Origin of the sequence: Burkholderia sp. AU16741, from assembly GCF_002223345.1 — a bacterium.
GTDB classification, from domain to species: domain Bacteria; phylum Pseudomonadota; class Gammaproteobacteria; order Burkholderiales; family Burkholderiaceae; genus Burkholderia; species Burkholderia sola.
Window position 1 is genome coordinate 639044 of record NZ_NKEZ01000005.1, and the last position, 13876, is coordinate 652919.

The 13876-nt window shown below is 67.0% G+C and carries 12 protein-coding genes; 4 read left to right on the forward strand and 8 right to left on the reverse strand.

What is annotated here, in order from left to right:
• Window positions 1-60 precede the first annotated feature (60 nt).
• The 3 genes from CFB89_RS16240 to CFB89_RS16250 all read right to left on the reverse strand — a co-directional run bounded on the left by CFB89_RS16240 (window position 61) and on the right by CFB89_RS16250 (window position 2363).
• Window positions 61-603, reverse strand: a complete 543-nt coding sequence (locus tag CFB89_RS16240) for a response regulator transcription factor (protein ID WP_021156278.1) — start codon at window positions 601-603, stop codon at window positions 61-63.
• Between the two features lie 13 nt (window positions 604-616).
• Window positions 617-2047 carry an ATP-binding protein gene (locus CFB89_RS16245; RefSeq protein ID WP_256979681.1) on the reverse strand — a complete coding sequence of 477 codons (1431 nt, stop codon included), beginning with the start codon at window positions 2045-2047 and terminating at the stop codon, window positions 617-619.
• A 91-nt stretch (window positions 2048-2138) separates the two neighbouring features.
• Window positions 2139-2363 carry a cysteine-rich CWC family protein gene (locus CFB89_RS16250; RefSeq protein WP_011546466.1) on the reverse strand — a complete coding sequence of 75 codons (225 nt, stop codon included), beginning with the start codon at window positions 2361-2363 and terminating at the stop codon, window positions 2139-2141.
• Between the two features lie 294 nt (window positions 2364-2657).
• On the opposite strand from CFB89_RS16250, the gene argB reads away from it, so the two are divergent.
• The 3 genes from argB to slmA are packed head-to-tail and all read left to right on the forward strand — an operon-like array spanning window position 2658 to window position 4977.
• Window positions 2658-3557: an acetylglutamate kinase gene (gene argB, locus CFB89_RS16255; protein WP_027785735.1), complete on the forward strand. Its 900-nt coding sequence runs from the start codon at window positions 2658-2660 to the stop codon at window positions 3555-3557.
• The gene (locus tag CFB89_RS16260; RefSeq protein ID WP_089468726.1) at window positions 3554-4345 is read left to right on the forward strand and encodes a pyrimidine 5'-nucleotidase; all 792 of its coding nucleotides are present in this window, start codon (window positions 3554-3556) and stop codon (window positions 4343-4345) included. Before argB ends, CFB89_RS16260 begins: the two co-directional genes overlap by 4 nt.
• Window positions 4312-4977: a nucleoid occlusion factor SlmA gene (gene slmA, locus CFB89_RS16265; protein WP_089468727.1), complete on the forward strand. Its 666-nt coding sequence runs from the start codon at window positions 4312-4314 to the stop codon at window positions 4975-4977. The genes CFB89_RS16260 and slmA overlap by 34 nt, the downstream gene beginning before the upstream one ends.
• 65 nt (window positions 4978-5042) lie before the next feature.
• Here slmA and CFB89_RS34275 read toward each other — a convergent pair whose 3' ends face one another.
• Together CFB89_RS34275 and CFB89_RS16270 are read right to left on the reverse strand one after the other, a co-directional pair.
• Entirely contained in the window at window positions 5043-5951 is a 909-nt protein-coding gene (locus CFB89_RS34275) for a hypothetical protein (RefSeq protein WP_144030115.1), read from the reverse strand.
• A 45-nt stretch (window positions 5952-5996) separates the two neighbouring features.
• The gene (locus CFB89_RS16270) at window positions 5997-7259 is read right to left on the reverse strand and encodes a TolC family protein (protein ID WP_089468809.1); all 1263 of its coding nucleotides are present in this window, start codon (window positions 7257-7259) and stop codon (window positions 5997-5999) included.
• Between the two features lie 46 nt (window positions 7260-7305).
• Here CFB89_RS16270 and CFB89_RS34280 point away from each other — a divergent pair, with 46 nt between their 5' ends.
• Window positions 7306-7614, forward strand: coding sequence for a hypothetical protein (locus tag CFB89_RS34280; protein WP_144030116.1), 309 nt, complete (start codon window positions 7306-7308; stop codon window positions 7612-7614).
• Here the strand turns inward: CFB89_RS34280 and CFB89_RS16275 are convergent.
• The 3 genes from CFB89_RS16275 to CFB89_RS34285 form a co-directional block, all read right to left on the reverse strand.
• A complete protein-coding gene (locus CFB89_RS16275) occupies window positions 7601-8851 on the reverse strand; it encodes an HlyD family type I secretion periplasmic adaptor subunit (RefSeq protein ID WP_218828345.1) in 1251 nt (416 codons plus the stop codon). The genes CFB89_RS34280 and CFB89_RS16275 overlap by 14 nt on opposite strands.
• On the reverse strand, window positions 8848-11190 hold the full coding sequence (locus tag CFB89_RS16280) for a type I secretion system permease/ATPase (protein ID WP_089468729.1): 2343 nt from the start codon (window positions 11188-11190) through the stop codon (window positions 8848-8850). Before CFB89_RS16280 ends, CFB89_RS16275 begins: the two co-directional genes overlap by 4 nt.
• A gap of 402 nt (window positions 11191-11592) precedes the next feature.
• Window positions 11593-13785 (reverse strand): Ig-like domain-containing protein, encoded by a 2193-nt coding sequence (locus CFB89_RS34285; RefSeq protein WP_144030117.1) that lies wholly within the window; start codon window positions 13783-13785, stop codon window positions 11593-11595.
• Window positions 13786-13876: the final 91 nt, after the last annotated feature.

Here is a 13876-nt window from a genome sequence, read left to right on the forward strand (position 1 = left end):
TGAAAAACGGGCGGCCCCTTTCGTCGGGGGCCGCCCGTTTTCGTTGGTGCGCAGCTTACCTTACTGCCGCACCGGCTTCTTCGCGAGCTTGCGCTGCAGCGTGCGGCGGTGCATGTTCAGCGCCCGCGCGGTCGCCGAAATGTTGTTGTTGTTCTCCGCCAGCACGCGCTGGATGTGCTCCCATTCGAGCCGGTCCACCGACAGCACGACCGGATTCTCGAGCGCCTCGTCGGCCTGCACTTCGGTCGCGTTGGTCTGCAGCGCGGCGAGGATCGACTCGACGTTCGCCGGCTTCGCGAGGTAGTTGTCGGCGCCTTCCTTCACGGCCTGCACGGCGGTCGCGATGCTCGCATAGCCGGTCAGCACCAGAATCCGCGCATCGGGCTGCAGGTCGCACAACGGCGCGATCAGGCTCAACCCCGAATCCTCGCCGAGATGCAGGTCGACGGTGATGAACTGGAACTTGCCGCCCGCGGCGAGCCGCAGCGCCGCCTCCTTGTCGTGCGCCTGCTGGACCGCGTAACCACGGCGCTCGAGGCCGCGCGCGAGCGTGCCCGCGAACACCTCGTTGTCGTCGATCACCAGGAAATTGTTCTCGCTCATGTGGTTTCTCCGTCTACGTGTTGGTTGAGACAGCCGGCAGCGCGACGCGCACGACCGGCAGGCGCAGCACGGCCCGCGTGCCGCGCCCGGTCGCGGTGCCGGCCGCGCGGCTGTCCGGCGTGCCGGCTGGCCGTTCGGCTGGACGTGCACCCTTGCGCGAGCCCGCGCGTTGTCCCGATGCGGTCGCTGCGTGGCCATTCGCCGCACCGCCGGCCCGCCCGTTACCGCCCGCCGCGCGCGGCGTCACATCGGACAGTTCGATCTCGCCGCCGAGCCGCGCGGCCGCGCTGAACGCCAGATACAGGCCGACGCCGTGCCCGCCCTGCGTGCTGTCGACCGGCATCGCGCCGAGCGATTCGCGCAGCGCGGCCGGAATGCCGGGCCCGTCGTCGCATACCTCGAATTCGATTTCGTCGGCCGTGCCGCCATGCGCGACCTTCGCGGCGAGCGTCACCCGCTGCGGGCTCGCGCGCGCGGCGTTGTCGAGCAGGATCGTCAGGATCTGGCCGGCCGCGACCGTATCGTCGAGCGCGACGCCCGCCGGGCGCGCGCCGAGCAACTCGAACTGCACGTGCGGATGCCGCAGGCGCCAGTGCTCGACGAACGTGTCGAGCCAATCGCCCACCGGCTGGCGGCTGGCCGGCGCGCTCGCGCGGCTGCGCAGGCGCGCGAGCGCCGACGTGCACAGCGACATCTGCTCCTCGAGCACCTTCAGGTCGGCCTCGTAGCGCGCGAGCCCCGGATCGGCGCGCGCCGCGTCGCGCAACTCCTCGGCCAGCATCGCGATCGTCGACAGCGGCGTGCCCATTTCATGCGCGACGGTGGCGGCCTGCACGCCGAGCGCGACGGCCCGCTCGTCGCGCAGCAGATGCTGCTGCGCCTCGCCGAGCGCCGCATCGCGCTGGCGCAGCGCGTTCGACATGCGCGCGACGAACCACGCGATCAGCCCGACGCTGACCATGAAGTTCGCCCACATGCCGGTACGGTAGTAATCGAACAGATTCGCCGGGTTGTCCATGTTGAGCGGCACCGAATCGAAGCCGAGCGCCGCGTAGCAGGCGACCGCGAACGCCGCGAGCCAGATCATCAGGTGCCACGGCAGCACGGCCGCCGCGATCGCGAGCGACGGCAGATACAGCGACACGAACGGGTTGGTCGTGCCGCCCGACAGGAACAGCAGCGCGGACAGCGCGCCGAGGTCGACCCACAGCTGGCCGAGCAGCTCGAAATTGGTCTCGGGCCGCGCACGCAGCACGCGCACCCAGGTCAGCGCGTTGAAAACGATTTCGAGCGCGATGACCATCAGCATCGCCGGCAACGGCAGATGCACGCCGAAATAGGTCTGCACGACGCCGATCGTCACGAGCTGGCCGATGATCGCGAGATTGCGGAGCCAGAACAGGTGACTGAGGTTGACGCGCCCGGTGGTGGTGATTCGTTGCATCCGGGCAGTTTACCCGTTTAGCGGGCGGCGCCTCTAGCGGGGCCGGATCCGCTCGCAGGAACGGGCGACGCGCGTGCGTGGCGCAGCCTCGTCAACCGGCCGCGCCGGCCATGCGCTGCGCGATCTCGTCGGCCAGGCATTCGGGGCATCGGCACCGCGCACCGGCCGCGGGCGGCGTGCCGCCGGGCGGCACCGGCATCGCCGCGCACCAGCAGTCGAACGGCTGCGTATGCGCGCCGCAGTCGAAGCCGCGCCCGCAGTGCGGGCAGCGCGCGCGGCGCGGAGCGGAACGGGCGTCGGCGGCGGAATCGGTCATGGCGCAATCGCGGAAACGGGCGGGACATCGCCCCACGCGACAAGCATAGCGCGGCGGAAGGATTTTGCACGCCGGCCGCCTGGCCGGGATCCGTCGCAAATGCGCGCGTGGCGGCCGGCCGAAGCCACCCGCGCGGTGCCGCCCGAATCGCGCCGCGCCATAGCCGGCGGGCCGCCGCGTGCGATGCCGCGTCGCGCCGCGGGGGGTTCCGCCCCGCCCAAAAACCCGATGCTGCGCTGCGCCACTCCTGTACAATTCGCCCTGTTTCAACCGTTCCCAGCCAGAGCCGCCGCCATGTCCGAGCCCATCGACCTCTCGCAGATCGCCCCCACGCTGAAAGCAGAAATCCTCGCGGAGGCGCTGCCGTACATCCGCCGTTACCACGGCAAGACCGTGGTGATCAAATACGGCGGCAACGCGATGACGGAAGAGCGGCTCAAGCAGGGCTTCGCACGCGACGTGATCCTGCTGAAACTGGTCGGCATCAACCCGGTGATCGTCCACGGCGGCGGTCCGCAGATCGATCACGCGCTGAAGAAGATCGGCAAGGCCGGCACCTTCATCCAGGGCATGCGCGTCACCGACGAAGAGACGATGGAAGTCGTCGAATGGGTGCTGGGCGGCGAAGTGCAGCAGGACATCGTGATGCTGATCAACCACTTCGGCGGCCACGCGGTGGGCCTGACGGGCAAGGACGGCGGCCTGATCCATGCACGCAAGCTGCTGATGCCGGACCGCGACAACCCGGGCCAGTACATCGACATCGGCCAGGTCGGCGAAGTCGAGGCGATCAACCCGGCGGTCGTGAAGGCGCTGCAGGACGATGCGTTCATCCCGGTGATCTCGCCGATCGGCCTCGGCCAGGACGGCCTGTCGTACAACATCAACGCGGATCTGGTCGCGGGCAAGCTCGCCACGGTGCTGAACGCCGAGAAGCTGCTGATGATGACCAACATCCCGGGCGTGATGGACAAGGACGGCAACCTGCTGACCGACCTGTCCGCCCGCGAGATCGACGCGCTGTTCGAGGACGGCACGATCTCCGGCGGCATGCTGCCGAAGATCTCGTCGGCGCTCGACGCCGCGAAGAGCGGCGTGAAGTCGGTGCACATCGTCGACGGCCGGATCGAGCACTCGGTGCTGCTGGAAATCCTGACCGAGCAGCCGTTCGGCACGATGATCCGCTCGCATTGAGCGCGCGCCGCCCACCCTCCCGCACCGACCTGCCGGCGTCATTGCGACGCCGGCGCATCTCCCGCAGCCGGCCGCGTGCTGGCGCGCCCGTCTGGCTGTTCGATCTCGACAATACGCTTCACCACGCATCGCATGCGATCTTTCCCGAGATCAACCGTGCGATGACGCAATACATCGTCGACGCGCTGCAGGTCGAGCGCACCGAAGCCGATCGCCTGCGCAACGGCTACACCGAGCGCTACGGCGCCGCGCTGCTCGGCCTCACGCGCCATCATCCGATCGACCCGCACGACTTCCTGCGCGTGGTCCACACGTTTTCCGACCTGCCCGCGATGGTGCGCGCCGAGCGCGGCTTGGCGCGCATCGTCGCCGCGCTGCCGGGCCGCAAGCTGATCCTGACCAACGCGCCGGAAAACTATGCGCGCGCGGTGCTGCACGAGCTGGGCATCGAGCGGCTGTTCGAGCGCGTGATCGCGATCGAGCACATGCGCGACCGTCGCATGTGGCGCGCAAAGCCCGACCATGCGATGCTGCGCCGGACGCTGCGCGCCGCGCATGCGCGGTTCGCCGACGCGATCCTCGTCGAGGATACGCGTAGCCACCTGAAGCGCTACAAGCGTCTGGGCATCCGCACGGTATGGATCACGGGCCACCTGCCCGGCCATTTGCCGGCAACCGGACGGCCGCATTATGTCGATCAGCGCATTCGTTCGTTAAAATCGCTGCGACTGGGCACACGATCGGGGCGACAAAAATGCAGCCGACTTACCCGCAGGACCAAGCCGTAACGGAAGACAAGGCCACGCCGTCCCGCCCACGCCCGAAGCCGGGCGAGCGCCGCGTGATGATCCTGCAGATGCTCGCGGCGATGCTCGAGGCCCCGAAGCCGGAAAAAATCACGACAGCCGCGCTCGCGGCCCGGCTCGACGTGTCGGAAGCGGCGCTGTACCGGCACTTCACCAGCAAGGCGAAGATGTACGAAGGGCTGATCGAGTTCATCGAGCAGGCGCTGTTCGGCCTCGTCAACCAGATCGTCGCGAAGGAGCCGAACGGCGTGCTGCAGGCCCGCACGATCGCGCTGACGATGCTTAATTTCGCCGCGAAAAACCCGGGAATGACACGCGTGCTGACCGGCGAGGCGCTGGTCGGCGAGGATGAGCGGCTCACCGAACGCGTGAACCAGTTGCTCGATCGGATCGAGGCGACCGTCAAGCAATGCCTGCGGGTCGCGCGCACCGAGGCGAATGCGCCGCAGGACGGCGCGGCGCCGTTCGTGCTGCCGGCCGATTACGATCCGGCCGCGCGGGCGAGCCTGCTCGTCAGCTACGTGATCGGCCGGTGGCACCGGTTTGCCAAAGGCGGGTTTCAGAAGCCGCCCGGCGAGCAGGCCGATGTACATTTGCGGTTGATCCTGCAGTGAGCGCATGAGACGAGCCATGGCCTGGCGACCGCGCGCCCTGGCTTCCGCCGGCGGCTCTGCCTGAATCACCACTCCGTCACACGCGGGTGATCGGTCAGACGAACCGGCATCTGCTCCGCTCGGCTATCGGCCGGCGCCGACGACTGTCGGGCAACTTCCCATTGTTTCAACTCGGCCTGCAACGATCGCAATGCGTCGCCGCACGGCCAGTCGGCACCGCATGGGGCGGGCGCACCCGATGAGGTCGTATCGGACGTATCGACGGGCGCCGTCGAGCGAAGCTTCGCCGGCATGCGAGGCAATACGGTTCGCACGGGTACCGGGCGCATCCTCTGCCGCTCGCGAACCGACATGCCCGCCATGTCGGACGTCCTTGGCGGCGGCAAGCGCAACGCCGGCACCGCGTGGGCACCCTTCCGGCGCGGCGGATCGGGCGGCATCCCGGATTGACCGGCGCTCGGCATAGAAATCGATGCGGGTGCCGAAGCGGCCGGGAAAGCCGATGCCAGGCTCGACGCCGACGCAGGATCCGAGGCCGATGCCGGGCGCAGCGTCGCAGCCGACTCGGCAGCCGCCGCCACGATCGATGCGGATCCCGCGCTCCCTTCGGGCAGCCTTCCTCGCGCCATTCGACCGAATTCCGCCCAGCGGTCCGCCAGCATCCCGCCGAAAAGCACCGTCAACGCTGTACCGAGCAATGCGCCCCCGATCGCAGCCAACATGACGCGGCCACGGCCGCGCGGCGGCGGTGTGCGACTCCATGCAAGATTGTCGTGCCCGAAATCGGCAGCCCCTGCGGCCGCGGCGACGGCCACACCGCGGCGCGACCGTGGCGCCGGCAGATAGACGCCCCCCGGCGACAGATGCGCGAACTGACCCGGGACGCCGCGCCGGACGCCATAAGGCGCAGGCAGATAGGAAGCCGCCCGCGGCGGCGGCAATGCAAACCAGTTATCGATCGATCCAGGATTCATGATTTCCCTCGTTGCCCGGCGCGACGCCAGGCACCGCGCGATGCGTCATCCTTCACGCAGCCATTGCACGAGCATGCCGGCCGATGCGTAGCCGCGCAGCGTCGCGGCATAGCCGTCGAAGCGGTACGCCACCTCGTTGACGCGATTGTTGTAGTCGTCGCTTTCGGCGATCAGCACGTCGAGCAGCGAGCGGCGCCCGAGGTGATACCACTGATCGAAAAATGCGCTGCGCACGCGCGCCGATTCCACCGACAGGTCGCGATACTGGTCCGCGCGCTCGCCGAATGCATGCGCATCCTCCTCGGCGCTGCGCACCTGGTACTCCAGATCCAGGCGCATCTGCTCGACCCCGCGCCAGCTTGCCGACGCACGATACGTCGCCGCATCGGTCGCCGCGGTTGCAGCACCGCCCGTGAACGCGTTCCACGTCAGCGTGAGCATCGTCTGCCAGGGCATCCGGCGTCCGATCGAGTCGCGTCCGGTATTCGTGCTGACGACCCAGTTCAGTTGCGGCTTCGACGCCGCCCGCACCGCATCGCGGTTCAGCTCCGCCGCGCTGGCCTCGGCACGTGCCTGCCGCAGTCGCGGATTCTCGTCGAGCGCCGACATCAGCCGGTCGAGGTTGCCCGGATGCAGCGGCCAGCTCGATTCCGCCGGAATCGGCACCGGCCGTTCCCCCACCAGCTTGCGAAGATTCAGCTCGGCCGTTCGGCATTTCGCCAGTGCCGCATCTCGGCTCGCTTCGGCCTGCAGCAAGCGGGCCTTCGCCTGCGTCAGCTCGCTGCCGCGGCCGCGGTCGACCGCGACGATTTCGTCGAGCATTCGCACGAGGCGTGACATCCGGTCGACGAAGCGCTGGCTCAGCGCGGCAATGTTGCGTTGCTTCGAAAGCTCGACGAGCGTGGCGGCGACCTGATAGGCGGAATCCTCCATCTGCGCGACGTAGCGTTCCTGGCCGGCGCTCGCCAGATCCTGCCGGCTGCCGATCGTTTTATCGGTGCGTCCCCAGTCGAACAGCGTCGTCGTCAGGTTCACGCTCAGTGCGTTGCCCGGATCGTACGCGCTGCCAGCGTTCGAGCCGAACTGCGCGGCACGCGTCTGGCCGCTCAACTGCAATTGCGGCCAGCGCGCCCCCTTCGCCTGATCGACGTCCGATTGCGCAGCCTGGTACTCCGCGTACAAGCGCCGCACCTGCGGGCTGACGTCGACCGCCGCTTCAGCCGCCGTGTACAGCATCCGCCGCAGGTCACGCTCCGTCATCGCGGAGGCAGGGGCCGAGCCCGATGCGGCATCCTCGGGCGCTGACACGAGAACACCTGCGCGCGAATCCGCGGCGCCGGATGCGCGTGATACGGTGCGCGAATCGCTCGCCGTCGACCGCGACGCAGCCTCGACCGACTCACTCTCCATCGAAGTCGACGCCGGAGCCGACGTCAAAGGCGCCGATGCCGATGCAGAAGACACCCATGTCGATACCGGAACCGATGTCGAAACCACCATATGCGGCTCCCTGACACTGGCGGCATGCACCACCCCGACCACCTGCCACACCGACAGCGCGAGCAGCACCGCCGATACGGCGCCCCGGCACACCCAGCCCCGTTCGCGCACACCGACGCGTGCGCGGATAACTCGAAAGCCGCTCATGATCACCGCTCCCTGAAGGCCTCGCGGGCCTTGAAAATCGGCTTGAGCAGGTAATCGAGCACCGTCTTCTCGCCGGTGCGGATATCGACCGTCGCCTGCATGCCCGGCAAGACGGGCAGATGCTTGCCGGCCGCGACCAGCGCGTCCGCATCCGTCTCGACCATGAGCCGGTAGTAATTCGCATCGGGACGCCCCATCGCCGCCTTCTGATCGTCCTTCAACGTGTCCGGACCGACGCTGACGACGTGCCCGGACAGCCCGCCGTAGATCGCGAAGTCGTACGCGCTCAGCTTCACGAGCACCGGCAATCCCGGCCGCAGGAACGCAACGTCGGACGGCTTGATCCGTGCCTCGATCAGCACGCGGCCGTCGAGCGGCGCGATCTCCATGATGTGCTCGCCCGACTGCACGACGCCGCCTGCCGTGCGGATGCGGATGTTCTTCACCACGCCGCGCATCGGCGCGACGACGTCGGTGCGCGCCAGCACGTCCGCGCGGCCGGCCAGTACCTCGTTGGTTTGCGCGAGCTCCTGCTCGAGCCGCGACAGCTCGGTGCTGGCATCCGCGGTAAACCGGCTCCGGCGTTCCGCGATCTGGGCATCGATGTCCGTCGCCTGACGCCGCATGCGCAGCATCTCGACTTCGGAAACCAGCCCCTTCGCCGCGAGCGGCTCCGACATCGCGATCTCGCGCCGCACCAGCGCCTGGCTCCGCCGCAACGCGGCGACCTGCTCGTCGAGCGCCTGGCGGCGCGCACGGTAGGTCGCGGTTGCCTGCGCGACGAGGCCCGGTTCACGCTTCACCTCTTCCGCAAAGGTCAGCTGCGCCCCATACGCCTCGGCGCGCGCGCGCGACACGTTCGCCTGCAACTCCAGCGCCTTGGTCGACACTTCGCGATAGCTCGCCTGCGCGCGCGCCGGATCGATCTTCGCGAGCAGTTGCCCCTTCTCGACCACCTCGCCCTCGTGCACCGCCACCGACTGGACGATGCCGCCCTCGAGGCTCTGAATCCATTGCTCGCGGCTCGGCGACACCACCGTCGCATCGCTGCGCGTGACCTCCTCGACGCGAGCGAAGTGCGCCCAGACGAGCCCCGCGACCAGCACCACGGCAACCACGTAGAGCGTCAACTGCGCGCCGGCGGACGAGCGCACCAGCAGCGCCTCGCGGATGTCGCTCATGTACGCGACATCGGCCGCTCTCAGGCGCGGCGCCCGCTTGCGGCCCAGCATCGATCGAATCCGATGCATCACGATGCCTCCGCTGTCATGGCCGCCGGTGCCGACGCCGCTGTTTGATCCGTGGCCACCGCTCCCGCGCCGCGCTCGACCACGCGCACTTTCGGCGCCCGGCTTCGCTGCGGCTCGTCGTGCGACGCGTGATGCCCGGTCGGCCCAACCGGCTCGGGCTGCCCCGACAACGCCGCCAGCACGCGCGCCTTGTCCCCATCCATCACGACCTTGCCCTGATCGACGATCACGATCCGGTCGACCAGCGTCAGCAACGACGTGCGATGCGTCACCACGACCAGCGTCTGGCCCGCGCTCGCCTGCTTCAGATGCTCGATGAAGAGCGATTCCGTCTGGGTGTCCATCGCGCTCGTCGGCTCGTCCAGCAGCAACGTGCGCGGCCGCGCGATCAGGCTGCGCGCCAGCGCGACGAGCTGACGCTGGCCACCCGACAGGTCGCGCCCGTTCTCGCCGACCTGCAGGTTCACGCCCATCGGATGCCGGGCGACCAGCGCATCGAGCCCCGTCAGTTGCAGCACACGCAGCAATTCCGCGGCCGGCACGTCGGGACGACCGATCGTGATGTTCTCGCGCAGCGACCCGTAAAACAGCCGGCTGTCCTGACCGACGTAGCCGAACGCACGGCGCCAGTCGGCCGGCGCGATCTGTGCAGCGTCGAGCCCGTCGGCGAGCAGCTTGCCCTCTGTCGGTTGATAAAGCCGCGCGATCAGACGCAGCAGCGTCGATTTCCCGCTGCCGACCCGTCCGAGTATCGCGACGCGCTCACCCGGCCGAATCTCCACCGACACCTTGTCCAGCGCGAGTGCGTTTTCCTGCAGCCCGGCCGACGGATACGCGAACGACACGCCGTCGAGCTTCACGTGACCGCTGAGCGGCGGCTTCGCCAGATAGTCCTGCCCCGGCTCGTGCTCGACCGGCATCGCCATCAGTTCGTTGAGCGAATGCAGGGCCGTCTTCGCCTGCTGAAAGCGCAGCGCGAGCCCCATCACCTGGCTGAGCGGCGCCGTCACGCGGCCCGCGAGCATCACCGAGCCGATCAGCGCGCCCTGGGTCAGCTTGCCTTCGCCGATCAAGTACACGCCCGCGATCACGATCACCACGGTCTGCATTTGCTGCAGGAACGCAACGCAACTGGTCGCCATGCTGGACAGCTGCCGCGACTGCATCGACGAGGCCGCCGTCTTCGCGCTGAACGCGTCCCAGCGGTGGCGCATCGCGCCTTCTCCGCCGACCGCCTTGAGCGTCTCGAGCCCGTCGATCGACTCGATCAACACGCCTTGCTTGAGCGACGCCTCGCGCAGGTTCTCGCGCATCGCTCGCGCGAGCGGCCACTGCACGATCGCACCGAGGCCGACGATCAGCGGAATCATCAGCAGCGGAATCCAGCCGAGCGGACCGCCAACCGCGAACACCACCGCGACGAACAGGAACACGAACGGCAGATCGGAGATCGCCGACAGCGTCGCCGACGTCGCGAAGTCCCGAACCGACTCGAACTCGCGCAGCCGGTGCGCGAACGATCCGGCCGACGCCGGCCGGCGCTCCAGCCGGATCGCCAGCGCCTGCCGGAACAGCAGGCTGCCGAGCACCAGATCGGCCTTCTTGCCGGCGGTGTCGAGCACGTGCGCGCGTACATGCCGCGATACGGCTTCCATTAGCATCGCGAACGCCACCCCGATCGCGAGCGACCAGAGCGTCACGTATGCCTGGTTCGGGACGACGCGGTCGTACACGTTCATCGTAAAGAACACGCTGGCGAGGCCGAGCACGTTGATCAGAAACGCGCCGAGGGCCGCGCTCGCGTAGTAGCTGCGATAGCGCCACAGCGTGCGCAGCAACCAGTGGCCGGCCGATTCGGTCGGCAGGTCGTCCGGACGCGCGTCGACCTTCGCCGCGGGCTTCACGAGCAGCGCGTGACCGGAGTAGGCGTCGTTCAGCTCGGCTTCCGTGCATTCGACCGGCGCGTCGCCGAGTTCAGGCATCACGACGCGAAACAGGACCTGCGGCTCGGGCGCCGCCGCATCGTCGATGCGCCAGCCGAGCAGCACGCAGGCACTGCCGTTGCGGCGCAACAGCACGGCCGGCAACAGATGCTCGGGCAATTGCGCGAGCGGACGCGCCACCAGCTTCGCGGCTAGCCCAGCATGCGTGAGCGCCTCGATCGCGAGCGACGGCGTCAGCGCACCGTACTTGGCGAGACCGGCAGTCAGGACCGCATGACTTCTACCGAACCCGTAATGTGCGCAAAGCCAGGCGATCGAATCGAGCAGGCTGTCGCAGGTGAGGGAATCAGGCAGGACCGGTTCGCTATCGCTACCGGCATCGGAAGGTTGAGCATTCATATCGAAACGGACGACGCGGCCACTGCGTGGCCGAGAGAATTGACGGAAGACTGAGGCGAAGTACCGAGATTCAGGGGCAGCGCCCATCCGGCGAACCGCGAGACGATGGTGCCGAAACACACCTGCTCCGCCAGCTTGACCATGGCGGCTTCGGCCGACGGAACATGCGATGGCCATCGGCAGGATCGCACTCGAGAGGAAACAACTTTACGGAATGTTTCCGCGGCCTCAAATGGGACACGACCGAAAGAAAATACCGGTCGAATAGGACAAGTTTGAATTCCGAATTTTCTGGGTAGAGGCAACACCGGACGCCCTCGGGAAGAAAGCCGGGGTGACGCGGTAACACCAATGGAAGTAAAACCCCGAAATGCACCGACGCGCATTTCAGGGCCCTACACATCAACCCAATTGAGTCGTGACGATAGCCTGCACCAGCAGTTCGACGTTCATCGCGGCGTTCTCGTAAAGCATGAAAGCCAGTCCATCGACCGCGACCAGCCCGTGCTTCGTCCACTGCCCGGCATCCAGCCCCTTCATGCCGGACAATTCGACCCGGTCGCCGGCATCGCCCTTGACCATCAATTGCGTATGGCCGTCGCTCCGGAACACGTTTTCATGGCCGAGTTCCAGCACGTCGCGCATCGAAAGTTTCAGCGCGTTGTTGCCGGTGCCGGTAATGTCGACAATCTCGATGGACGAGATCTTGCAGTGGCCGCCTACGTCCATCAGCGTTGCAAGATCCAGTGCCTGACCGCTTCCGGTCAGCTTCAACGTATCGACTCCAGCACCACCGTGGACACCGCTCGAGTTGCGCGTGAAGTACGAAACGTCGCCGACGGTGAATACGGTATCGCCACTCCCGCCGTAGTAGGCGGTATCGCCGGCAAGCTCGAGGAACACAGGCGGATCGATCAATTGATCAGGAACAGGCCTCGAGAACTGGAAGTTGTCGATCCATGTCAGCGCTCCGTTCGGCACGGTTCGCCATTGTTGATCGAATTCGATCGAGGTGAATGCCAGTCCTTTTGGCATATCGATCTCGACGTGCTGAAGGAAGCCCTCCCGCGTCGTAATCGGCTTACTCGTATAAATTACTTTGCCAGTGCCATCACGAAAGGTCAGGACCAGGTATTCACCTCCCGTGACGTCCCCCACGTCGAAAGCGAAGTGCGTCGCGCCGGCGCCGTCCTTCAGGTCGAGCCTGACTTTGCCGGTAATGCCGAGTGCCATCGTCGACGGAGGCGACGAAAGGCCGTAGGTCGGATCGATCTTGAAGCCGTTTCCGCTATAAATTCCCTGACTCCAATATGTATGTCCGAGGTCTTCGATACCAGTCAGCGTGAAATGCGCAAAAGAAATGGATTCCCCTTTGAACAAAGATGCCGACCTCGCCGCGTTGAAGTTCTCGCCAAACTCGATCGTCACAGGTTGCCGATACTGAGAGATGTTGCCTGCCGTGTCGACGATAGCCGCGGCCGGCATGCCCGACGCGTCGTTCGGCAAAACGAACTTCGCTGTGCCGGTCGCGATTTCTGCCGCAGTCAGCGTATGCATGAAAAACCGATCGCCAACCATCACGGACAGCCTTGAGCCTGCCTCGAGCTGCGCCCCCACGAACTTCACTATGACGGCGCCGTCGACAAACTCGACGAACGTCGGCGGATACACGAACATCTTCAGCGCAACATCCGTCGACTCAATCTCACCGGCGTTTCCGACCGCATTGACCACCCGCGTCTGGATCGTCCAGTTGCTGGTGTGCGTGTTCGGATCGATCGCGACCCACGTACCGTCCGACTTCATCAACGCGTCAATCCACGTCCGGCCCCCGTCCGTCGATACCTGCACCTTGTCGCCCGCCGCGAGCGCACCCACCAGATGGCCGCTCAGCAAACGACCTGCCGTGCCGTCGTTCGTCAATCGGTCGAAGTTGAAGTTGCCGCTGTCGCGCCCCATGTCGTCCAGCAGTGCCTTCGCCAACGGCGTCGGCGGCGCAACCGGCCCGATGGTCACGTCGAAGCCGGCCGACCGGACACTCGTATTGCCCGCCGGATCCTGGGCCGTCACCGTCAACGCGTGGCTGCCGTTCGACAGGCCGGACGGCAACTGGAACGTCCACGTGCCGTCGATGCCAGTCTTCACCGTGCCCAGCACCGTCGCGCCGTCGTAGATCGTCACCGTCGAATACGCTTCGGCCTGCCCCGACAGCATCGGTTGCGTGCCTTCCGTCGCCGCGTCGATCTTCGGCTGCGACGGCGGCGTCGTGTCGAGCTGGATGCCGTACGACGCCGACGGCACGCTCATGCCGATCTCGTTGCTCGCGCGCGCCGTCAGGCGATACTCGCCGTCGCTCAGCCGCTGCGTGAGCGCGAAGCTCCACGTGCCGTTCCCGCCGACTACCGCGGTGCCGACCTGCACGCCGTCCACCAGAATGTGAATCGTCGCACCAGGGTCGCCGCGGCCGCTCACCGTCGGGCGCGGGTCGTTGGTCAGTCCGCCTTTTTCGATCACGCCGGTGTGCGGCGGTACGTTGTCGGTCACTGTATCGATCGTCGGACGCGATGGACGCATCGTTGCTTTCTGCTCTGCCATGGTTACTTTCTCGTGTCAGTCCTGGATGTCCCGGAGCCATCCGGACAGTTCAATCATTTGGCTCCGCGGCAACCACCACCGCTTGCCGCGG